The following is a 20,440-nucleotide window of genomic DNA, read 5'->3' on the forward strand; positions in this document are numbered from 1 at the left end:
GATGCAAAGTGAAAATAGGAAACTGACGCAGTATTCGATGAATACAAGGAAGTTTATCTTATTCATACAGCATCCCGTTCCGGCTCAAATTAACTAACTTTAGCCTGGGTTCAATTGAGCTCAAATCAGCTAAACCAAACAGAATAAACAATGAGAACGGGTAGGTCCTGCCTATCCGTTTTTGTTAAATCATGTTATAATAGTATAGAAATAAAAAATATAGGAGAACAAAACCTCATGGCACGCGAATTTTCACTTGAAAAAACTCGTAATATCGGTATCATGGCCCACGTCGATGCTGGTAAAACAACTACAACTGAGCGTATCCTTTACTACACTGGTAAGATTCACAAAATCGGTGAAACTCACGAAGGTGCGTCACAAATGGACTGGATGGAGCAAGAGCAAGAACGTGGTATCACCATCACATCTGCTGCGACAACCGCTCAATGGAAAGACACTCGTGTTAACATCATCGACACACCAGGACACGTGGACTTCACGATCGAAGTACAACGTTCACTCCGCGTTTTGGACGGTGCTGTAACGGTTCTTGACTCACAATCAGGTGTTGAGCCTCAAACAGAAACAGTTTGGCGTCAAGCGACTGAATACCGTGTTCCTCGTATCGTATTTGCGAACAAGATGGATAAAATCGGTGCTGACTTCCTTTACTCAGTAAGCACGCTTCATGATCGTCTTCAAGCAAACGCACACCCAATTCAATTGCCAATCGGTTCAGAAGATGACTTCCGTGGAATCATCGACTTGATCAAGATGAAAGCTGAAATCTACACCAACGACCTTGGTACAGACATTCTTGAAGAAGATATCCCAGCTGAATACCTTGACCAAGCTCAAGAATACCGTGAAAAATTGGTTGAAGCAGTTGCTGAAACTGATGAAGACTTGATGATGAAATACCTTGAAGGTGAAGAAATCACTAACGAAGAATTGAAAGCTGCTATCCGTAAAGCAACTATCAATGTTGAATTCTTCCCAGTATTGTGTGGTTCTGCCTTCAAGAACAAAGGGGTTCAATTGATGTTGGATGCAGTCCTTGACTACCTTCCAAGCCCACTTGATATCCCAGCGATTAAAGGTATCAACCCAGATACAGACGAACAAGAAGAACGTCCAGCATCTGATGAAGCACCATTTGCTGCGCTTGCCTTCAAGATCATGACTGACCCATTCGTAGGTCGTTTGACATTCTTCCGTGTGTACTCAGGTGTCTTGAACTCTGGATCTTACGTATTGAACACATCTAAAGGTAAACGTGAACGTATCGGACGTATCCTTCAAATGCACGCCAACACTCGTATGGAAATCGAAACAGTTTACTCTGGAGATATCGCAGCTGCTGTTGGTTTGAAAGATACAACAACTGGTGACTCATTGACTGATGAGAAAGCAAAAGTTATCCTTGAGTCAATCGAAGTTCCAGAACCAGTTATCCAATTGATGGTTGAGCCAAAATCTAAAGCAGACCAAGATAAGATGGGTATTGCCCTTCAAAAATTGGCTGAAGAAGATCCAACATTCCGCGTTGAAACAAACCCTGAAACTGGTGAAACAGTTATCTCTGGTATGGGTGAGTTGCACTTGGATGTCCTTGTTGACCGTATGAAACGTGAATTCAAGGTTGAAGCAAACGTTGGTGCTCCTCAAGTATCTTACCGTGAAACATTCCGCGCTTCTACACAAGCACGTGGATTCTTCAAACGTCAATCTGGTGGTAAAGGTCAGTTTGGTGATGTTTGGATCGAATTTACTCCAAACGAAGAAGGTAAAGGATTCGAGTTCGAAAATGCGATCGTCGGTGGTGTGGTTCCACGTGAATTCATCCCTGCAGTAGAAAAAGGACTTCAAGAATCTATGGCTAACGGTGTACTTGCTGGCTACCCAATGGTTGACGTAAAAGCGAAGCTTTACGATGGATCATACCATGATGTCGACTCATCTGAAACTGCCTTCAAGATCGCTGCATCTCTTGCTCTTAAAGAAGCAGCTAAATCAGCACAACCAGCTATTCTTGAACCAATGATGCTTGTAACTATCACAGTTCCTGAAGAAAACCTTGGGGATGTTATGGGTCACGTAACTGCTCGTCGTGGACGTGTAGATGGTATGGAAGCACACGGTGCAAGCCAAATCGTTCGTGCTTATGTACCACTTGCTGAAATGTTCGGTTACGCTACTGTCCTTCGTTCTGCAACTCAAGGACGTGGTACTTTCATGATGGTATTTGACCACTACGAAGATGTACCGAGATCAGTACAAGAAGAAATCATTAAAAAAGCTAAAGGTGAAGCATAATTTTACCGTCTAGCTAAAAGCTTTCCTCCTATGAGGAAAGCTTTTTTGATTCGAAAAGAGCTTTAGACCTCTTCCTCATAAGAGATAGTGAAAATGAATATGAAAGTTTGTGTAATATTTCTAATCCTAATGAAATCAGTTGCATTTTAGGGGAAGAAAGTATATAATAATATTGTTGAAAGATGATTTGTAACCTATCAAGTTACTCTTTTCACATAAAAAATTTTTTGATTTTCATAAGGAGGAAATCACGAATGGTAGTTAAAGTTGGTATTAACGGTTTCGGTCGTATCGGTCGTCTTGCTTTCCGTCGTATCCAAAACGTAGAAGGTGTTGAAGTTACTCGCATCAACGACCTTACAGATCCAGTTATGCTTGCACACTTGTTGAAATATGACACAACTCAAGGTCGTTTCGATGGTACTGTGGAAGTTAAAGAAGGTGGATTCGAAGTTAACGGTAAATTCGTTAAAGTTTCTGCTGAACGTGATCCAGAACAAATCGACTGGGCTAACGACGGTGTAGAAATCGTTCTTGAAGCAACTGGTTTCTTTGCTAAGAAAGAAGCTGCTGAAAAACACTTGCACCCAGGTGGAGCTAAGAAAGTTGTTATCACTGCTCCTGGTGGAAATGACGTTAAAACAGTTGTATTTAACACTAACCACGACATTCTTGATGGTACTGAAACAGTTATCTCTGGTGCTTCATGTACTACAAACTGCTTGGCTCCAATGGCTAAAGCTCTTCAAGATAACTTCGGTGTTGTAGAAGGATTGATGACTACTATCCACGCTTACACTGGTGACCAAATGATCCTTGACGGACCACACCGTGGTGGTGACCTTCGTCGTGCTCGCGCTGGTGCAGCTAACATCGTTCCTAACTCAACTGGTGCTGCTAAAGCTATCGGTCTTGTAATCCCAGAATTGAACGGTAAATTGGACGGATCTGCACAACGCGTTCCAACTCCAACTGGATCAGTTACTGAATTGGTTGCAGTTCTTGAAAAGAACGTTACTGTTGATGAAGTAAATGCAGCTATGAAAGCAGCAGCTAACGAATCATACGGTTACACAGAAGATCCAATCGTATCTTCAGATATCGTAGGTATGGCTTACGGTTCATTGTTTGACGCAACTCAAACTAAAGTTCTTGACGTTGACGGTAAACAATTGGTTAAAGTTGTTTCATGGTATGACAACGAAATGTCTTACACTGCACAACTTGTTCGTACTCTTGAATACTTCGCAAAAATTGCTAAATAATTCATCTGTATGATGAGAGGAGGGTAACCTCCTCTTTTTTGTACTTTTTTTAGACCTTCCTCATCATATTATAGGACTTGCCAAAATGGATTGACAGTGTTAACTGGATTCGGTATCCTATTCTTGATTGGAGATTTCTAATACAAAGAAATGAAAGCGATTACAAGTCGTAGAGGAAGGAGCCAATGGAAATCGCTCAAGAAAAAGAAAAAATCCATTTGAGGAGGTCAAGATGAAAGGTCATCAATTTGAAAAACAACAACGTTTTAGTATCCGAAAATTCAGTGTAGGAGTTTGTTCTGCATTGATTGGATTGGCATTTTTAGGAACGGGGGCAGTCTCAGCAGATGAGACGCATGCGACTAAAGAACAACCCTTAGAAGCTTCCACAGCAAATACGGAAGATGTCAATCGTTTGATCAGAGAAGCGGGAGTCTACACTGCAGATGCTGCTTTGCCAACTGGAGAAACAGCAAAACCAGTTGAGGAGGCAACTCCAGCTACGACAGAGGCTAGTCCTGCAACTCCAGAAGCTAGTCCGACGACGACAGATACTCCAGCTGTTTCAGCGACGGAACAACCAAAAGTAGCTGCAGAAAAAGTGGAAGATTTACCAACCAATGAAGAAAAACAATTAAGACCAAAAGAGGTCAAATTTGATACTTGGGATGATTTGTTGAAATGGGAACCTGGTAAACGAGTAGATGATGATTTGAACCGAGCAAGTGTTCCCCTTGCTAGCCGTTTTCAAGGGAAGCAAATCAACGAGCAAGCCAACCCAGAAGCAAAGATCCAAGCCCTTTCTAACATGAACTCAAAGGCTAAGGATCATGCTTCAGTCGGTGGGGAAGAGTTTAAGGCCTATGCTTTTGACTACTGGCAATATTTGGATTCTATGGTCTTTTGGGAAGGACTTGTCCCTTCAGCAGATGTGATTGATGCGGCTCACCGAAATGGGGTTCCCATCTACGGAACTCTCTTCTACAACTGGTCTAGTAGCATTAAGGATCAAGAGCGCTTTGCAGAAACCTTGAAAGAAGATAGTGAAGGCTCAAAAACCTTCCCGATTGCTCGGAAATTGGTTGATCTAGCCAAGTACTATGGTTTTGATGGCTACTTTATCAACCAAGAAACAACAGGGAACTTAGTAGAGCCTTTGGGGCCAAAATTAAGAGATTTCCTTCTTTATACCAAGGAATATGCGAAGAGCGTCAACTATCCGATCAAGTACTCTTGGTATGATGCCATGACCTATGAATATGGTCGCTACCATGAAAATGCACTGGGTGAATACAACTACAATTTCATGCAGCCTGAAAATGGCGAAAATCCAGTTGATACCTTCTTTGCCAACTTTAACTGGGGCAAATCAGAAGTTGATTATTCGATTAGTACAGCCAAATGGATTAACCGCAATCCTTATGATGTTTTAGCAGGACTGGAACTTCAAAAAGGAGGTTCTTATAAGACCAATGTAGACTGGAATGCGATTTTAGATGAGCATGGCAAGTTGCGTCTATCTCTTGGTCTCTATGCACCTGATACCATTACAGGTCTAGGAAAGACGGGAGAAGGTTACCATACCCATGAAGATTTATTCTGGACTGGATTCCAAGGAGATCCAACCAAAGGAAAACCAGCAGACCAATCTTGGTATGGAATGTCTAATTTGGTTGTGGACAAAACCCCAATCACAAATGCTGATTTTAATACTTCCTTCAATACTGGTCACGGCAAACATTGGTTTGTGGATGGCAAGATTTCTAAAGAAGGGGAGTGGAATTACCGATCCGTCTCTGGCTACCTTCCAACATGGCGTTGGTGGGTAGAACATAGTGAAGATAGTACGCCATTGAAAGGGCGTTATGATTTTGATCAAGCCTACAATGGAGGGAACTCTCTAGCCTTTGAAGGCGATCTGAAAGCCAATAGCAGTCAAAATGTTATGCTCTATTCGACCAAGATCCCCGTGACAGAAACGACCAAGTTGAGCGTCTCTCACAAGGGTGGGGTCGGTGCAGCTGCTTGGATAGCTGTTGCTACAAAAGAAGACTACTCCGAATATGTATGGAAAGAATTGACGCCAAGCGCAGATTGGTCAACTCAAACCTTCGATTTGGGAGACCTGGCTGGCAAGACCATTTATGCTGTTAAGATGTTCTTTGACCATGATACAGATGTCAAAGATTACAAGTTCAACCTCGGTCAATTGTCGATTACGTCGAACCAAGAAAAACCAGCTGCTCCTTCTGAAGTAACTGTGCAGGGCAAACGCCTACAAAATGCGCAAGAAGCAGAAGTAGTCCTCAATTTTAAAGGGGTAGCGGACGCAGATTATTATGAAGTCTATGAAAAAGATGGCGATAACTGGCGTCTCTTAACAGGGTCTTCTGCGACAACCGTCTATCTACCAAAAGTTAGCCGTTCAGCAAGTGCTGAAGGAACGACTCAGGACCTCAAGGTCGTTGCAGTTGGGAAGAACGGCCAACGTTCAGATGCAGGAACTGTAGCCTTTGATTGGGGTATGACAGTGTCAGATACCAGTCTTCCAAAAGCCCTAGCACCAAACGTGGTCATCGGAGCCAAAGTCATTGGTTCGAGCTTCCCAGACGCGGATGGTAGTGAAGGCATCGAGGGGATGTTAAATGGTACCATTACAAGTCTGTCAGATAAATGGTCCTCTGCTCAATTGAGTGGAACCGTCGATATTCGCTTGACACAACCACGGACCATTGTTCGATGGGTCATGGACCATGCCGGTGCGGGTGGAGAATCTGTCGACGATGGCAAGATGAATACCCGTGACTTCGACCTTTACTACAAGGATGAAGCGGGTGAATGGAAGCTTGCTAAGGAAGTTCGTGGCAATAAAGCCCATGTGTCCGACATTACACTCGACCATCCAATCAAGGCTCAAGAATGGCGTCTCCATGTCATTACAGCAGATAACGGAACTCCATGGCAAGCCATCCGGATTTACAACTGGAAGATGTATGAAAGTCTGGATACGGAAACGGTCAACATCCCGATGAAACATGCTGCAGCGCAAAACTTAGGCAATCATTTTGTCCAAGTCGGCTTCAAAGATGTTCCGGCCAATACCACACTGACTCTTTATGCCGATAAAGAAGCGACTAGCCCAATTGCGACCATGACAGCCAATCAAGCTGGAAATCTGATCTTTAAACCACTGGCTTTTGAATCAACCCCATCTCTTCTCTACTATCGTGCGCAAGAACCTGGCAAAGATATCAGTAATGTTCTAGCGATCGAAGTTCCAAAAAATGATAAAGAAATTGCGGGACTTCAATTTGAAGAAGGTTTGACCAAGAAGGTTTACCGGGAAGGGGATGCTCTTTCCTTGAAAGGAGCAACACTCCGTGTTCATTATAAAGATGGCCAAGCAGATCAACTGGTCAACCTCACCAACTCAGGTGTAGAGATTCATGGATTTGACAGTAGCAAGCTTGGAGAACAACACCTAGAAGTTTCTTACCTTGGTCAGAAATTGGATAAGACTCTCACTGTTTTTGTGGTCAGTGCAGAGGAAGCAGGTGAAAAAACAGTTGCTGGTCTAGAATTGATCGACAAACCAAAAGTAGAATATATCGTCGGAGAAGCATTGGAAAAAGAAGGCGGACGCTTTACAGTTGTCTTTGATGATGAAACAACTGAAACGCACGCCTTGACCGATGAAGGGGTTGAAGTAACTGGCTTTGATGCGAGCAAGGAAGGCCGTCAAACCATCACTATCCATTACAAAGGAGCTAGCACAAGCTTTGATGTCCTCGTCAATCCAAAACCAGCTCTCAACGATGAATACCTCAAGCAAAAATTGGCTGAAGCTGAAGCTGCAAAAGCCAAAGTAGACTTTACATTTGCCAGTCCTGAAGTCAAAGAAGCTTTGCTAGCTGGAATGGCTGCTTCTGAAAAAGTCTTGAAAGAGCATGATACCAGTACACAAGATCAAGTCAATGAGCAGTTGAACCAATTGACCGCTCTCTTGAAAGCCTTGGATGGACAAGCTAATCTAGTCAAAGAGAAAGAAGCTCTTTCTGCTCTGACAGAGGAAGCGACCGCTCTATTAGCAAGTAAGCCAAACCACCCTTCTGGTGACGCTTTACAGGCACTGGTTGAGAAAAATAAAGAACTCCTAGACTCTTCAGAGCTCACTCCTGAAGCGCTTGCAACCGCAAAAACAGGTCTAGAAACTTTGATTGCGCTCCTGAAAGAAGATAAGCCAGCGGTCTTTGTAGACCCTGTGACTGGAGTCGAAGTTCAATTCTCTAACTTGGAGCCTACTGCTATTAAGGGACTAAAAGTCGCGAAAGTTGAAGACAATCAGGCAGAAAAAGAAGAGCTGAAGGGACGAGGAGCGACTATCTTTGATATCGAAGGAGTCGATGCAAGTGGTCAGGATGTCGATACCCAGCATCCATCTCTTGTGAAAATCCCTGTGGATAAGGATAAAGAAGTGGAGCAAGTTCTCTTCTTCCCAGAAGGTCAAGCACCTCAATCCTTAGCCTTTGAGCGAGAAGGAGATACCGTTATCTTTACAGCTCCTCACTTTACCCACTATGCGATTGTCTATAAGTCAGCAAAAACGGAAGGACCAGATCAACCGATCCAACCAGAAGAACCTGCTAAACCTGATCAGCCTGTTCAACCAGAGGAGCCTACTAAACCGGATCAACCAGCGACACCAGATCAACCAGCGATACCAGATCAACCAATTCAGCCGGAGAATCCAACAAAACCAGAACAACCGGATGGCAATCAACCGACACCAGAACAAGTGAATCCGACGAAACCAACTGATCCATTGAATCAAAAGGAAAACGGATCAGACCTTCTGGATCAACGAGTTCAACAAGTTTTGAATCGCTATTTAACACCATCTAAAGAAGGAACTTCTCAACAAGATCAAGCTAACAAAGATACTGACAAGGAATTGCCAACAACGGCAAGTTTAGAGGCTACGTTTGCAGCAGAAGCTGTTCTCCTAGCAGCGCTTGGTGGCTTCCTCTTAGCTGGCAAGAAGAAAGAAGAGTAACTTTTTAAGCGTTTTGATACTGACTGAAAAGGTCATGATGAATCGTAAACCTCCTTTGTAAAAAACAAGGGAGGTTTTATGATGCGGATTCTAATCGAGGAGCAGGACTCCAGACTTGCTAATAAGAGGTAGAAATCCACTATTTTTCTACCTCTTTTACAGCTTTTGTGATATAATTATCATGTATTAAAAATAGAAGGAGTCATATCCAATGGCAAAATTGACTGTTAAAGACGTTGACTTGAAAGGGAAAAAAGTTCTCGTTCGTGTTGACTTCAACGTACCTGTAAAAGATGGCGTGATCACTAACGACAACCGTATCACTGCTGCTCTTCCAACAATCAAGTACATCCTTGAACAAGGTGGACGTGCAATCCTCTTCTCTCACCTTGGACGTGTGAAAGAAGAAGCAGACAAAGAAGGTAAATCACTTGCTCCTGTAGCGGCTGACTTGGCTGCTAAATTGGGTCAAGAAGTGAAATTTATCCCAGGTGTTACACGTGGTGCTGAATTGGAAGCAGCTGTTAACGCTCTTGAAGATGGACAAGTTCTCTTGGTTGAAAACACTCGTTTCGAAGATGTTGACGGCAAGAAAGAATCTAAAAACGATCCTGAACTTGGTAAATACTGGGCATCACTTGGAGATGGTATCTTCGTAAACGATGCATTCGGTACAGCTCACCGTGCACACGCATCTAACGTTGGTATCTCAGCAAACGTTGAAAAAGCAGTTGCTGGATTCCTTCTTGAAAACGAAATTGCCTACATCCAAGAAGCTGTTGAAGCTCCAGAACGTCCATTCGTGGCTATCCTTGGTGGTTCAAAAGTTTCAGACAAGATTGGTGTTATCGAAAACTTGCTTGAAAAAGCTGATAAAGTTCTTATCGGTGGTGGTATGACTTACACATTCTACAAAGCACAAGGTATCGAAATCGGTAACTCACTTGTAGAAGAAGACAAATTGGATGTTGCTAAATCTCTTCTTGAAAAAGCAAACGGCAAATTGATCTTGCCAGTTGACTCAAAAGAAGCAAATGCATTTGCTGACTACACTGAAGTGAAAGACACTGAAGGTGAAGCAGTAGACCCAGGATTCCTTGGTTTAGATATCGGTCCTAAATCTATCGCTAAATTTGACGAAGCTTTGACTGGTGCGAAAACAGTTGTATGGAACGGACCTATGGGTGTATTTGAAAACCCTGACTTCCAAGCTGGTACAATCGGTGTGATGGACGCTATCGTGAAACAACCAGGCGTTAAATCAATCATCGGTGGTGGTGACTCAGCTGCTGCAGCTATCAACCTTGGTCGCGCAGACAAGTTCTCATGGATCTCTACTGGTGGTGGAGCATCAATGGAACTTCTTGAAGGTAAAGTTCTTCCAGGACTTGCAGCATTAACTGAAAAATAAGACGGTTTCTCATGAACCATAGAAGAAGCACCGAAAGGTGCTTCTTCTATTGGATGTGAGTAGAAGGAAGCTAGTCGATCTTCATTTCCCCGCTTGAACCTTTCTAGAAATATGTTAGAATAAAAGAGATAGAAAGATAGGGGACAATGGATTACTTTAAACGACATAAATTTGACCGTTCCAAATTTCGATTAGGAATGCGAACCTTCAAAACAGGGATAGCCGTTTTTCTGGTTCTATTGATTTTTGGTATCTTTGGCTGGCGGGGCTTGCAGATTGGGGCGCTGACAGCTGTCTTTAGTTTGAGAGAAGATTTTGATAAGAGTGTTCACTTCGGTGCTTCGCGCGTGATGGGCAACAGCATCGGTGGTTTTTATGCCCTGCTGTTCTTTATGATCAAGATTCTCTTCCACGATGCTTTTTGGGTGACCCTGATTTTTGTGCCCATTGCGACCATGTTAACCATTATGACCAATGTCGCTATGAACAACAAAGCTGGAATCATCGGTGGTGTTTCAGCCATGCTCATCATCACCCTCTCGATTCCGACAGGAGAAACGTTCCTATATGTTTTTGCCCGCATCTTTGAAACCTTTATCGGAGTCTTCGTTGCGATTTTAGTCAATTCAGATGTGGATAGGATTCGGGACTTTATAAATGAAAGAAAAAAAACCATGTGAGATTATATGACATTTTAATCTTGACATCGGTTTTTTTTGCGTTATAATAGAATAGAAAGGGGGTCTTGTATGAAAGAAAAGGAATTAAGACGAACATTAGCGGTCTTTCCGATTGGTAGTGTTATGAAATTGACAGATTTAACAGCTCGTCAGATTCGTTACTACGAAGATCAACAACTCATTACTCCAGCTCGTACAGAGGGCAATCGTCGGATGTTTTCTCTCAACGATATGGATCGCCTGTTGGAGATTAAGGATTATTTGTCTGAAGGCCTTAATATTGCAGGAATTAAAAAACGGATTGCTGAGAAAGAAGCTCAACGTCAAGCTGCCAAGATTGTCAGTGAAAAGGATGTCCGCAAGGCCCTTCACCGTGATATTCTCCAGCAAAGCCGCTTTCATACGACCTCATCGCCATATGGTCAGTTACGCTGATCATTCTTTTTGCTTAATGCTATACTCATAAGGAGACACACATGTCAATTACTGTTGAAGATATTCGTCGCGAAGTCAAAGAAAAAAATGTAACCTTTATTCGGTTGATGTTCTCAGATATCTTAGGGACCATGAAAAATGTTGAAATTCCAGCGACAGATGAACAGTTGGAAAAGGTTCTCTCAAACAAGGCCATGTTTGATGGATCTTCTATCGAGGGGTTTGTTCGGATTAATGAGTCTGATATGTATCTCTATCCAGACTTGGACTCTTGGACGGTTTTCCCTTGGGGAGATGAGAACGGTAGTGTCGCAGGCTTGATTTGTGATGTCTATACAACAGAAGGGGAACCTTTTGCAGGAGACCCACGTGGAAACCTCAAACGTGCCCTTCGTCACATGGAAGAAGTTGGCTTCAAATCTTTCAACCTTGGACCAGAGCCAGAGTTCTTCCTCTTTAAGCTCGATGAAAATGGGGATCCAACTCTTGAAGTGAATGACAAGGGTGGCTATTTTGACTTGGCGCCTACAGACCTTGCGGATAACACTCGCCGTGAGATCGTCAATGTCTTGACTCAAATGGGATTTGAAGTAGAAGCCAGTCACCACGAAGTGGCCGTAGGTCAGCATGAAATTGACTTTAAGTACGATGAAGTTCTTCGTGCTTGTGATAAGATTCAAATCTTTAAACTTGTTGTAAAAACAATTGCCCGTAAACATGGTCTCTATGCAACCTTTATGGCTAAACCGAAATTTGGGATCGCTGGTTCTGGTATGCACTGCAATATGTCCTTGTTTGATGCGGAAGGAAACAATGCCTTCTTTGATCCAAATGATCCAAAAGGAATGCAGTTGTCAGAAACAGCTTATCACTTCCTTGGCGGTTTGATCAAGCACGCCTACAACTACACAGCAATCATGAACCCAACCGTTAACTCCTACAAACGTTTGGTTCCAGGCTATGAAGCACCTGTTTACATCGCTTGGGCTGGCCGCAACCGTTCACCATTGGTCCGTGTACCAGCTTCACGCGGTATGGGAACACGCCTTGAGTTGCGCTCAGTAGACCCAATGGCCAACCCTTATATTGCTATGGCTGTTCTTTTGGAAGTTGGTTTGCACGGGATCGAAAACAAAATCGAAGCACCAGCTCCTATCGAAGAAAACATCTACATCATGACTGCAGAAGAGCGTAAAGAAGCTGGAATCACTGACCTCCCATCTACCCTTCACAATGCTTTGAAAGCCTTGACTGAAGATGAAGTTGTTAAAGATGCTCTTGGTGAACATATCTATACCAGCTTCTTGGAAGCCAAACGCATCGAGTGGGCAAGCTACGCAACCTTTGTTTCACAATGGGAAATTGATAACTACTTGGACTTGTACTAAGCCAATTTATCCGAAAATGAGCTAGGTTTGATGACCTGGCTCATTTTTCATATAAAGAAAATGGATGGGACCGACAGGTCTCATCCATTCTTTTTACTTAATTTTCTTCATCTGGTGTCAAAATCATCGGGATGATGATAGGTTCACGTTCCGTGCTTTCGTAAAGGAAAGGACGAAGGGCGTTGACAATAGCACCGTGTACGGTTTGAATATTGGCATCTTTGTTCTTCAAAGCGATTCGAATAGCATTGAAGAGAATGCGTTGACTTTCACGGATCAGGTCACCGGACTCTCTCATATAGATGAAGCCACGGCTGAGGATATCTGGTCCAGCTAAAATCATTTTCGACTTGAAGTCAACTGTCGCAACAGCTAGGACAACCCCATCTTCTGATAAATCTTTGCGGTCACGAAGGACAGCCGCTCCGATTTCTCCGATGCGATTTCCGTCGACATAGATATCTTGAGCATTGAAGCTTCCTGCGATACGAGCTGAGTTAGCCGTCAGGGCAAGAACATCTCCGTTGCTCATGATGAAGATGTTATCTTTTTCTACTCCACAATCACGCGCAAGTCCAGCGTGAATCTTCTGCATGCGGTACTCACCGTGGACAGGCATGAAGTATTTGGGTTTGATCAAGCGTAACATGAGCTTTTGTTCTTGTTGGCCACCGTGTCCAGAGGTATGGATGTTGTTAATCTTACCGTGGATGACATCGACTCCTGCTTCCGAGATGATATTGATCAATTTATTCACACTAGTTGTATTCCCAGGAATTGGACTAGATGAGAAGATAACGGTATCACCCGGTTGCAATTGCACCTGGCGGTGGGTTCCGTTAGCGATACGAGACAGTGCCGCCATAGGCTCCCCTTGGCTACCTGTACACATAATGAGGATTTCATTTGCCGGGTAGTCTTTGATTTCACTTGGTTCAATAATGGTGCCAGGCGGTACCTTGATATAGCCAAGTTCAATTCCGTTGACAATGGCTTTTTCCATCGAGCGTCCAAAGACAACAATCTTGCGGCCAGTTTTGACAGCGGCATCTGCAGCCTGTTGGAGACGGAAGATGTTAGATGCAAAGGAAGCAAAGATGATGCGTCCATGAATGCCTTCAATAATCTTCATAATGGATTGGCCAACGACTTTTTCAGAGTTGGTAAAGGTTGGGACTTCCGCGTTGGTTGAGTCAGAAAGCAGACAGAGGACGCCTTCCTCTCCTAGTGCAGCCATCCGGTGAAGGTCGGCCGGCTCACCAACAGGTGTAAAGTCAAATTTAAAGTCTCCCGTGCAGACGATTTTTCCTTGAGGCGTATGAAGAACAATCCCCAAAGGTTCTGGAATAGAGTGAGTCGTCCGGAAGAAGGTCGCTTTAATATGCTTAAAGGTCAACTCTGTATTTTGGTTGATTTCATAGAGTTTGGCACCACGAAGGAGACCATGCTCTTCCAATTTTCCACGAATTAGGGCTAGGGCCAAAGGTCCAGCATAGATTGGCACATTGGCTTGTTTCAAGAGGAAGGGAATTCCTCCGATATGGTCTTCGTGTCCGTGAGTAATCAAGACCCCTTTGACACGGTCGATATTTTCAACGATATAGGAATAGTCAGGAATCACGTAATCAATCCCTAACAAATCATCTTCAGGGAACTTGATCCCAGCATCCACAATGATGATTTCGTCTTGGTATTCAATCCCATAGGTATTTTTACCGATTTCCCCGAGACCTCCAATGGCGAAAACACCAACTTCTTCAGGTTTTAAGGTATATGCCATGGATTAGAACTCCGTAATTTCAAATGCGCCAGACTCTTTTTCATATTCTAGGTGTTGGTCTGACAAGAGAGTGATAAATTCGATGTTGTAAGATGTATTTTCTTCAACAAGGCGACGAGCTTCAATGCGTCCTTCTAACTCATTCTTCGCATCAATATCGAGATAGAGGGCATGAGTCGTTTCACGACGAGGGTTGCGTTCTTTTGTTTCTTGGTAGAAAACTTTGTAAATCATTTCGTTTCGGTTCCTTTCACTTGTTCGGACTGTAGCAGAAAAGAAACAGCTAGTAGCTAGCTGAGACACCTATTCTTGCTTTCTTTTGTCCTGATTCGATACAATTATTATCCATTATACCATAAATAGGCTCTAAGGAAAAGATGCAAGCGGGTTCTGAGAGCAGAAGGAAGCGCTTTTTTAGAAGGGATAGAGAGCAGGTGATTTCACAGTCTGGGGGTGCTTCCTCTACCGTTTGGCGTCTATTTGTAGTATAATATGAAGCAGACAACGAGGAGAAAACATGAAAGTATTAGCATTTGACACCTCCAGTAAGGCCCTATCCGTTGCCCTTTTGGAGGAAGAAAACCGATTAGCAGAGTTAACGCTGACGATCAAGAAAAACCACAGCATTACCTTGATGCCGACCATTGAATTTTTGATGGCCAGCATTGATTGGAAACCGACGGATTTGGACCGTATCGTAGTAGCAGAAGGGCCTGGATCCTATACTGGCTTACGAATTGCGGTAGCAACGGCTAAAACCCTAGCTCAAACGCTAAAGATTGACTTAGTAGGGGTGTCGAGCTTACTAGCCTTGGTACCAGAAGAGATAGAAGGTCTGGCCATTCCAGTCATGGATGCGCGGCGCAACCATGTCTATGCGGGCTTTTACCAAGAGGATCAGTTGGTCTACCCGGAGGGGCACCTTTCTTTTGAAGCCGTATTAGAAAGAGTAAAGGGAGCTGAAAAGGTGACCTTCCTTGGGGAAGTGGAAGCCTTTCGCGAGCAGATACAAGAGGCCTTACCGAGTGCTCAGATGGTAGAAACCCTACCGGATGCGGTACGGATCGGTCGACTAGGACTTACAAAAGAAGCTGTCTCCGTTCATGGTTTTGTGCCCAACTACCTCAAGCGGGTAGAAGCTGAGGAAAACTGGCTCAAGGACCATCAAGAGTCCGGTCAGTCCTACATCAAACGCCTATGATCCGTATCGAGAAGGAGGCGGGGCGATTCGATTTAGCCCCTCAGTTGGTAGAAATCTTAGACGATGTCTATGGACAAAGTCCTTGGACCTTGGAGCAAGTCCTAGCGGATCTCGGTCAACCTCAAAATTGGTATGCCTTGGCCTACAGTGGGGAAGCATTGGTGGGCTTCTTGGCCATGCAAGAAAATCTCTATGAGCTAGAGGTCGTCCAAATTGCTGTTCGAAAAGAGTGGCAAGGGCGCGGGATTGCTCGTCAGCTACTAGAAACTGTTCCTCAGGAGAAAGAGGTCTTTTTAGAGGTGAGAGAAGGAAACACTCCGGCTCGGACTCTCTATCAGAAACAAGGATTTAAAGAAATTGGTTGCCGGAAAGGGTATTATCATGCCCCTTCCGAAGACGCCATTATGATGAAAAGGGAAGCAGATGAAGGATAGATATATTTTGGCATTTGAAACATCTTGTGATGAGACCAGTGTCGCCGTCTTAAAGAACGATACAGAGCTATTGTCCAATGTCATTGCTAGTCAAATTGAAAGCCATAAACGCTTTGGGGGAGTGGTTCCAGAAGTTGCCAGTCGGCATCATGTCGAAGTCATTACGGCCTGTATTGAGGAAGCGCTAGAAGAAGCGGGCATTACAGAAGAAGAAGTCACAGCGGTTGCGGTGACCTATGGACCCGGTCTGGTTGGAGCTCTTTTGGTCGGCCTTGCTGCAGCCAAGGCTTTTGCATGGGCCCATGGGATTCCTTTGATTCCTGTCAATCATATGGCTGGCCACTTGATGGCCGCTCAAAGCGTCGAGCCTTTAGAATTTCCGCTCTTAGCCTTGCTGGTCAGCGGAGGACATACTGAGTTGGTCTATGTCTCAGAGGCGGGTGATTATAAGATCGTTGGGGAAACACGTGATGATGCGGTGGGTGAGGCCTATGATAAGATCGGTCGTGTCATGGGCTTGACCTATCCAGCAGGTCGTGAGATTGACGAGTTGGCACATAAGGGTCAGGATGCCTACGATTTCCCACGTGCCATGATCAAGGATGACAATCTGGAGTTCTCATTCTCAGGGCTCAAATCAGCCTTTATCAATCTCCACCACAATGCCGAGCAAAAAGGCGAGATTCTGTACAAGGAAGACCTATCGGCTTCCTTCCAAGCAGCGGTGATGGATATCTTGATGGCCAAGACCAAAAAAGCCCTGGAAAGATACCCGGTTAAGACTCTGGTGGTGGCGGGAGGAGTCGCGGCCAACCAAGGCCTCCGTGAACGCTTGGCTTCTGAAATCACGGATGTTAAGGTCATCATTCCGCCTCTGCGCCTCTGCGGTGACAATGCGGGGATGATTGCCTATGCCAGTGTCAGTGAATGGAATAAGGGAAACTTTGCTAACTTAGACTTAAATGCCAAGCCAAGCCTTGCTTTTGCTCCGATAGAAGAGAACTAGAATAGTTAAAGAACAGACATAAATGACGGGAGTTCGATTCCCGTCTCTTTTTTGTTATAATAGTTAGCATCAAAAAAGGAAAGGAAGAAGGAGTGGAAAAGAATTTTCAGCAGGGGGTCAGGGATGCCCTTCCGACGGCCTTGGGTTATATCAGTATTGGCTTAGCCTGTGGTGTGGTGGCGTCTCCCTATCTCTCCCCTTTAGAAATGGGCTTGATGAGTCTCTTAGTTTACGCAGGGGCTTCTCAGTTTGCCATGATCTCTTTAATTGCCGTTCATTCGTCCCTTCTGAATATTGCCTTAACCGTCTTTTTCATCAATTTGCGCAATATGCTCATGAGTCTGCATACATCTCCTGATTTTAAGGGGGCTAGCCTGGTCCATAATATTGGAATTGGTAGTTTGTTGACAGATGAAAGTTATGGGGTTTATTTAAGCGAAAAATTGAAAAATGACCGGATCACTGTTCCCTGGATGTATGGCAATAACGTGGTCGGTTATTTAGCCTGGGGCTCATCAACTATTTTGGGGACAGCGTTGGGGTCCCTTTTGCCTAATCCTAGTGCCTTCGGCCTAGACTTTGCACTAGTGGCCATGTTTATTGGGATTTTTGTTGGTCAGTTTCAAGGAATGCGTTTGACGGAAAAGATGTCAACCATGCTCCTTGTTTTAGGTGCTGTAGCTTTTAGCTTTTTCCTCTTGACCTTCTTTTTGAGCCAATCCTTGGCTGTTTTAGTAGCTACTTTAACAGGTTGTTTTGTGGGGGTGATGTGTGATGCGCGTGAATAGTTGGGTTTTCTTGGTTATTTTGATGTCAGCATTGGTCACCTGGATTCCACGTATTCTGCCCTTTGTTTTGGTCAAATACCGGGGCCTACCAGATCCAGTCCTGCGTTTTCTAAAGTACCTTCCCATTGCCATCATTTTTGCCCTGATTCTTTCCAGTCTAGTTGAGGGGAAGGTGGGCCAGCTCCCTCAGGTTCGATGGTTGGATCTGCTAGCAGCCGTCCCGACCATGCTGGTAGCCTTTCGCTACAAAAACCTAATGGGAACGGTTCTATTTGGCATTGTTTTGGTTGCTATCTTACGATTGCTTGTTGCCTGAATCTCCTGAATTTTTAGATAGATTACTGTTTGTTGCAAATATTACAAAAATATTTCAAAAAACTTGACATTGCGTAATATTGTAATATAATAGTTTTTATCAAATGAAGTGAGGGATCATGATGATGAAAAAATGGACAAGTTTAGCAGTTTTAGGATTGACTTCTGCAAGCCTACTCGTAGCCTGTGGTTCAAAAAAAGAAGAGAACAAATCTTCTACCAAAGAAGCACAAACGACGGTGAAGTCTAGTCAGAAAAAAGCAAAGGCTGCTTCTGGTAAGAAAGAGACAAAAGCTACTGAAACGGATTCGCAAGAAGGGGCACAAGCTGCTTCTCAAGATGCAACAAACTCAGGTCAAACCGATGCAGGATCTAGTTCAGTAAGCACTAACAAGGCCACAGATTCGTCTCAAATGGTACCAGAAGAGCTGGTAGGGACTTGGACAGGAACAACTGAAATTGCCAAAGATGTTCAAATGACCGTGGCTGTGGACGGAACGGTCACTACGACAGCGAACTTTTATCAAGCTGATTTGAATCCCGTACGTACTGCAACGACAAAAGCCAAGGCAGTTCAAGCCTCTGGTAATGTCTATTACTGGGAAACAGACGAACCTGGCGCTTTTGATGCCCTTCTTCCAGGGATTGCTGGACTTGGGGGAGCCAATATGAAGGTAAAAGCCGGTTTCATTTTGGAAGAGGGCCATTATACACCGATTGTATTTGTAACAGGGCTTAATGAAGACTTTGATTATAGCAAATACAATGATTTCCGTGTTTCTCTTACAAAATAAAGAAAAATCCACGAATCCCTATGGACTCGTGGATTTTGTTTTAGAGAAATTGTGTAATAAAGACAATGAGGATGACAATTGGGATCACAAATCGAAGCAAGAAAATCCAGGTCTTGAAAAGGAAGCGTTTGGATTTTTCATCTCCCACCTTGAGTTCTTCTTGAGCTAGGACTTTGTCAAAGATATAGCCTGTAAATAGGGAGAGGCAGAGAGCTCCAAAAGGCATGAGGAGGTTGGAAACCAAAAAGTCCATGCAATCAAAGAAGGATTTTCCAAAGAGGGTCCACTTGGAGAGTACTCCATAGGAAAGGGCAGATGGGATCCCAAAGACAAAGGTCAGAAGACCAATGATTTGGCTCCATTTAGCCCGTTGTTTATTGTTTTGGTTGGTGACATTTCCGACATTAATCTCTAACATGACGACGGATGAGGTAATGGTCGCAAAGAGAAAGAGAAGAAGGAAAAGCAGGTAGAAGAGGGTACCAAAAGGCATCTTATCAAAGACTTGTGGCAGGACTACAAAGAGGAGTCCCGGTCCACTAGTAGAAGGGATTTGAAAGGCTGACATGGCTGGGAAGATCGCCAAGCCCGCCATGATAGAAACGGCGATATTCATGAAGACGACGGAAATCCCGGATTGGACCAGGTCAGTGTCCTTGTCCAAATAGGAAGCATAGGTCAACATGGCTGTCACCCCTAGCGATAGGGCGAAAAATGATTGGCCCAAAGCGTAGAGCAGACCTTGGCTAGTCATCTTGGAGAAGTCTGGCTTGAGGAAATAGCTAACTCCCTCCCAAGCGCCAGGTAAGGTCAAGGAACGACCAATCATGACTAAGAAGATAATGAAGAGAAGTGGCATCATGAATTTTGAGGCCTTTTCAATCCCTTGTTCCACCCCCTTGGAAACAATCAAGACATTGAGGAGGATGAAGATGGCCTGGGCCCCAAGAGCCAACCAGGGATTTGAAATAATCTCTCCAAAGAGCTGGGTATAGTCACTAACTGAGAGAAGTTGGAATAACTCTCCCAAGGCGACTCCCAAATAAATCAGGATCCAACCACCGATGACACTGTAGAAGGAGAGGAGGATGAACAGGGCAAAGGCACCGATCCAACCAATCCCATCATAAAGGCGACGGCCACTGAGTTTTCCAAAGGTCTTAATGGCAGAGACACCAGCTGCACGTCCTAGAGTAAATTCAGCTAGTAAGAGAGGGAAGCCGATAAGTAGAGTTGCTATCAAAAAAACAAGAAGGAAACTTCCGCCTCCATTAGCGGCGGTCATATAAGGGAACTTCCAAACAGCCCCAAGACCAATTGCAGAACCTGCAGAGGCTAGGATAAAGCCAATTTTGGAACCCCATTGAGATTTTTCCATATGGATTCTCCATTTCTAATTCAAATATAGGAAGAAAGCAAAGGCCAGCAAAGGCTCTTTCGTAGACAAAAGAAAAAGGCTATTTAGTACGAACTAAATAGCCATAAAAACGCAAAGTGACATCTCTAAGAAGACGACTCTTATGTTTGTTGCTGGATTTGTTCTAAAAATAATCCTAACATCTTTTGAAAAA

General features: G+C 44.0%; 16 protein-coding genes. 13 read left to right on the forward strand and 3 right to left on the reverse strand.

What is annotated here, in order from left to right:
* Positions 1 to 237 precede the first annotated feature (237 nt).
* The 7 genes from fusA to glnA all read left to right on the forward strand — a co-directional run bounded on the left by fusA (position 238) and on the right by glnA (position 12,551).
* Positions 238 to 2,319: an elongation factor G gene (fusA, locus tag H8S88_RS00165; RefSeq protein WP_048789970.1), complete on the forward strand. Its 2,082-nt coding sequence runs from the start codon at positions 238 to 240 to the stop codon at positions 2,317 to 2,319.
* 254 nt (positions 2,320 to 2,573) lie between these two features.
* Positions 2,574 to 3,584, forward strand: a complete 1,011-nt coding sequence (gene gap / locus H8S88_RS00170) for a type I glyceraldehyde-3-phosphate dehydrogenase (protein WP_006595530.1) — start codon at positions 2,574 to 2,576, stop codon at positions 3,582 to 3,584.
* 232 nt (positions 3,585 to 3,816) lie between these two features.
* Positions 3,817 to 8,637 (forward strand): endo-beta-N-acetylglucosaminidase, encoded by a 4,821-nt coding sequence (locus tag H8S88_RS00175; protein ID WP_236127804.1) that lies wholly within the window; start codon positions 3,817 to 3,819, stop codon positions 8,635 to 8,637.
* 211 nt (positions 8,638 to 8,848) lie between these two features.
* Positions 8,849 to 10,048, forward strand: a complete 1,200-nt coding sequence (locus tag H8S88_RS00180; protein ID WP_125334983.1) for a phosphoglycerate kinase — start codon at positions 8,849 to 8,851, stop codon at positions 10,046 to 10,048.
* A gap of 146 nt (positions 10,049 to 10,194) precedes the next feature.
* Positions 10,195 to 10,728 (forward strand): FUSC family protein, encoded by a 534-nt coding sequence (locus tag H8S88_RS00185; RefSeq protein ID WP_048789972.1) that lies wholly within the window; start codon positions 10,195 to 10,197, stop codon positions 10,726 to 10,728.
* A 69-nt stretch (positions 10,729 to 10,797) separates the two neighbouring features.
* Positions 10,798 to 11,163 (forward strand): MerR family transcriptional regulator, encoded by a 366-nt coding sequence (locus H8S88_RS00190; RefSeq protein ID WP_061564425.1) that lies wholly within the window; start codon positions 10,798 to 10,800, stop codon positions 11,161 to 11,163.
* Positions 11,164 to 11,204: 41 nt separating this feature from the next.
* Positions 11,205 to 12,551 carry a type I glutamate--ammonia ligase gene (gene glnA, locus H8S88_RS00195; protein ID WP_006595535.1) on the forward strand — a complete coding sequence of 449 codons (1,347 nt, stop codon included), beginning with the start codon at positions 11,205 to 11,207 and terminating at the stop codon, positions 12,549 to 12,551.
* Positions 12,552 to 12,648: 97 nt separating this feature from the next.
* Here the strand turns inward: glnA and rnjA are convergent, their stop codons facing one another.
* Both rnjA and H8S88_RS00205 read right to left on the reverse strand, forming a co-directional pair.
* Positions 12,649 to 14,331 (reverse strand): ribonuclease J1, encoded by a 1,683-nt coding sequence (rnjA, locus tag H8S88_RS00200; RefSeq protein WP_006595536.1) that lies wholly within the window; start codon positions 14,329 to 14,331, stop codon positions 12,649 to 12,651.
* 3 nt (positions 14,332 to 14,334) lie between these two features.
* On the reverse strand, positions 14,335 to 14,565 hold the full coding sequence (locus tag H8S88_RS00205; protein ID WP_006595537.1) for a DNA-dependent RNA polymerase subunit epsilon: 231 nt from the start codon (positions 14,563 to 14,565) through the stop codon (positions 14,335 to 14,337).
* A gap of 283 nt (positions 14,566 to 14,848) precedes the next feature.
* Here H8S88_RS00205 and tsaB point away from each other — a divergent pair, with 283 nt between their 5' ends.
* From tsaB to H8S88_RS00235, 6 genes are all read left to right on the forward strand, one after another.
* Positions 14,849 to 15,532 carry a tRNA (adenosine(37)-N6)-threonylcarbamoyltransferase complex dimerization subunit type 1 TsaB gene (gene tsaB / locus H8S88_RS00210; RefSeq protein WP_023027296.1) on the forward strand — a complete coding sequence of 228 codons (684 nt, stop codon included), beginning with the start codon at positions 14,849 to 14,851 and terminating at the stop codon, positions 15,530 to 15,532.
* A complete protein-coding gene (rimI, locus tag H8S88_RS00215) occupies positions 15,529 to 15,966 on the forward strand; it encodes a ribosomal protein S18-alanine N-acetyltransferase (protein WP_125334981.1) in 438 nt (145 codons plus the stop codon). Before tsaB ends, rimI begins: the two co-directional genes overlap by 4 nt.
* Positions 15,956 to 16,972: a tRNA (adenosine(37)-N6)-threonylcarbamoyltransferase complex transferase subunit TsaD gene (tsaD, locus tag H8S88_RS00220; RefSeq protein ID WP_125334980.1), complete on the forward strand. Its 1,017-nt coding sequence runs from the start codon at positions 15,956 to 15,958 to the stop codon at positions 16,970 to 16,972. The genes rimI and tsaD overlap by 11 nt, the downstream gene beginning before the upstream one ends.
* Positions 16,973 to 17,064: 92 nt before the next feature.
* Positions 17,065 to 17,760: an AzlC family ABC transporter permease gene (locus H8S88_RS00225; RefSeq protein WP_125334978.1), complete on the forward strand. Its 696-nt coding sequence runs from the start codon at positions 17,065 to 17,067 to the stop codon at positions 17,758 to 17,760.
* A complete protein-coding gene (locus H8S88_RS00230) occupies positions 17,747 to 18,076 on the forward strand; it encodes an AzlD domain-containing protein (protein WP_125334976.1) in 330 nt (109 codons plus the stop codon). Before H8S88_RS00225 ends, H8S88_RS00230 begins: the two co-directional genes overlap by 14 nt.
* A 118-nt stretch (positions 18,077 to 18,194) precedes the next feature.
* Positions 18,195 to 18,869 carry a hypothetical protein gene (locus tag H8S88_RS00235; RefSeq protein ID WP_125334974.1) on the forward strand — a complete coding sequence of 225 codons (675 nt, stop codon included), beginning with the start codon at positions 18,195 to 18,197 and terminating at the stop codon, positions 18,867 to 18,869.
* A 40-nt stretch (positions 18,870 to 18,909) separates the two neighbouring features.
* Here the strand turns inward: H8S88_RS00235 and H8S88_RS00240 are convergent, their stop codons facing one another.
* Positions 18,910 to 20,247: a sodium-dependent transporter gene (locus tag H8S88_RS00240; protein WP_125334972.1), complete on the reverse strand. Its 1,338-nt coding sequence runs from the start codon at positions 20,245 to 20,247 to the stop codon at positions 18,910 to 18,912.
* Positions 20,248 to 20,440: the final 193 nt, after the last annotated feature.

Origin of the sequence: Streptococcus sp. GS001 (genome assembly GCF_021595565.1) — a bacterium.
GTDB lineage: Bacteria > Bacillota > Bacilli > Lactobacillales > Streptococcaceae > Streptococcus > Streptococcus xiaochunlingii.

Excerpts from the sequence above, each read along its gene's own strand:
- fusA (WP_048789970.1), top strand. The coding sequence starts at position 238 with ATGGCACGCGAATTTTCACTTGAAAAAACTCGTAATATCGGTATCATG.
- gap (WP_006595530.1), top strand. The coding sequence starts at position 2,574 with ATGGTAGTTAAAGTTGGTATTAACGGTTTCGGTCGTATCGGTCGTCTT.
- H8S88_RS00175 (WP_236127804.1), top strand. The coding sequence starts at position 3,817 with ATGAAAGGTCATCAATTTGAAAAACAACAACGTTTTAGTATCCGAAAA.
- H8S88_RS00180 (WP_125334983.1), top strand. The coding sequence starts at position 8,849 with ATGGCAAAATTGACTGTTAAAGACGTTGACTTGAAAGGGAAAAAAGTT.
- H8S88_RS00185 (WP_048789972.1), top strand. The coding sequence starts at position 10,195 with ATGGATTACTTTAAACGACATAAATTTGACCGTTCCAAATTTCGATTA.
- H8S88_RS00190 (WP_061564425.1), top strand. The coding sequence starts at position 10,798 with ATGAAAGAAAAGGAATTAAGACGAACATTAGCGGTCTTTCCGATTGGT.
- glnA (WP_006595535.1), top strand. The coding sequence starts at position 11,205 with ATGTCAATTACTGTTGAAGATATTCGTCGCGAAGTCAAAGAAAAAAAT.
- rnjA (WP_006595536.1), bottom strand. The coding sequence starts at position 14,331 with ATGGCATATACCTTAAAACCTGAAGAAGTTGGTGTTTTCGCCATTGGA.
- H8S88_RS00205 (WP_006595537.1), bottom strand. The coding sequence starts at position 14,565 with ATGATTTACAAAGTTTTCTACCAAGAAACAAAAGAACGCAACCCTCGT.
- tsaB (WP_023027296.1), top strand. The coding sequence starts at position 14,849 with ATGAAAGTATTAGCATTTGACACCTCCAGTAAGGCCCTATCCGTTGCC.
- rimI (WP_125334981.1), top strand. The coding sequence starts at position 15,529 with ATGATCCGTATCGAGAAGGAGGCGGGGCGATTCGATTTAGCCCCTCAG.
- tsaD (WP_125334980.1), top strand. The coding sequence starts at position 15,956 with ATGAAGGATAGATATATTTTGGCATTTGAAACATCTTGTGATGAGACC.
- H8S88_RS00230 (WP_125334976.1), top strand. The coding sequence starts at position 17,747 with ATGCGCGTGAATAGTTGGGTTTTCTTGGTTATTTTGATGTCAGCATTG.
- H8S88_RS00235 (WP_125334974.1), top strand. The coding sequence starts at position 18,195 with ATGATGATGAAAAAATGGACAAGTTTAGCAGTTTTAGGATTGACTTCT.
- H8S88_RS00240 (WP_125334972.1), bottom strand. The coding sequence starts at position 20,247 with ATGGAAAAATCTCAATGGGGTTCCAAAATTGGCTTTATCCTAGCCTCT.